This window comes from Agrobacterium sp. NPDC089420 (assembly GCF_044900305.1).
Taxonomy (GTDB): Bacteria; Pseudomonadota; Alphaproteobacteria; order Rhizobiales; family Rhizobiaceae; genus Agrobacterium.
This window is the reverse complement of record NZ_JBJDMY010000070.1, coordinates 1-1,225: the sequence shown is the minus strand read 5'-3', so window position 1 is coordinate 1,225 and position 1,225 is coordinate 1. Positions and strand designations below refer to the sequence as shown.

General features: G+C 53.3%; 1 protein-coding gene. It reads right to left on the bottom strand.

What is annotated here, in order from left to right; genetic code table 11:
* Positions 1–452: 452 nt before the first annotated feature.
* Complete coding sequence (locus ACI2KA_RS26975; RefSeq protein ID WP_404505493.1) at positions 453–1,109, bottom strand: substrate-binding domain-containing protein; 657 nt, start codon at positions 1,107–1,109, stop codon at positions 453–455.
* Positions 1,110–1,225 lie beyond the last annotated feature (116 nt).

Sequence of the window (1,225 nt, the reverse complement as noted above, 5' to 3'; positions counted from 1 at the left end):
CTGTTCGTCCGTGAAACGGTTACGCTTCATTCTCTGGTCCTCTCAATGGGCCAGAGCTTACTTCAAAATGGATTATTTTAACGGGGCAAGGTCACATCATTTCCAGGGATTGGAGCGTTCGACACGAGGTTTTCCATAGCGCTTTGATCTCAGCCTGTGGCTCACCTATTCTGCTAGATATCTGTGGCAAACTCTTCGCGCATACGGTTGCAGAACGTCATCGGGGTCACCTTGCGGTGCTCGAACGGACAAAAGCAAGCTCAAGCTTGGAAAGCGTCGGATGTACGACCATGGAGAACTTGATCTGCGAGAGGCTCACATTATCGTGGCAACCTGGATGCCGTCGAAATTGCGTCCGAGCCAATATTCTGCGCACGATTGCCGTGCTCCTGGTTAATTCGTCCAGCCATTGGGCAACAAAAGGTAACCGAAGGCGCTCTTTGTGACTATACTCAAGAGTAGTCTGATATCTCTGAGGTCAGCAAATCTGCGACGTGGTGGCTAGCCGGTGAGAGAGGGCGGGTGGCACTTTGAACCAAGGTGACACGCGTCGCTGCAAGTCTTTTGCCCTGTAGGGGCACAGTAGTGAGTATGCCTGCTTCTACCTCCGGCAACACAGCATATCGGGGCAAAAACGTTGCCAAGCCGGCCCGTGTAACGAGCTTGCAGGCCAAAGCTAGGGAATTCGTCTCACAGATTACCTCAAGTTTCACCCGCGCTTCTGCGCAGGCACGGTCAACTTCTTGGCGAATACCAAAGGACAAGTCAGGAACCACAACACCCAACCCAGCGAGATCGTGTATCGAACACTGTGCCCGACCTGCGAGGGAATGGTGAGGAGGCACGACGACACAGAGGGGTTGGCGCATAATACCCAGTTCGATCAGATCACTACGTGGGGGCGAACCAAAAATAAAACCGAGATCGACTGCATGCCGTGCGGTAAGTTCCGCAACGTCGTTAGACCCCACTGTTACGATCGAGGTGGCAATGTTGGGATATTCAATGGTGAATTTGCCCAAGAAGTCTGGCAAAAAACTAGCCAGCATCCCTTCTACGGTACCGATGCGCACCATCCCCCTGGGGGCGATGTGTTTGGCGAACTGCAATCGCAGGTCGTTTAATCGCGCACTGAACCGCACCGGGTTTGCCGGAGACCTGTTAGGTTAAGTTATGCGGCCATGGCTGGCAGGTCCAGCATGGTGTAGTATCGTTCTTCTGCCTC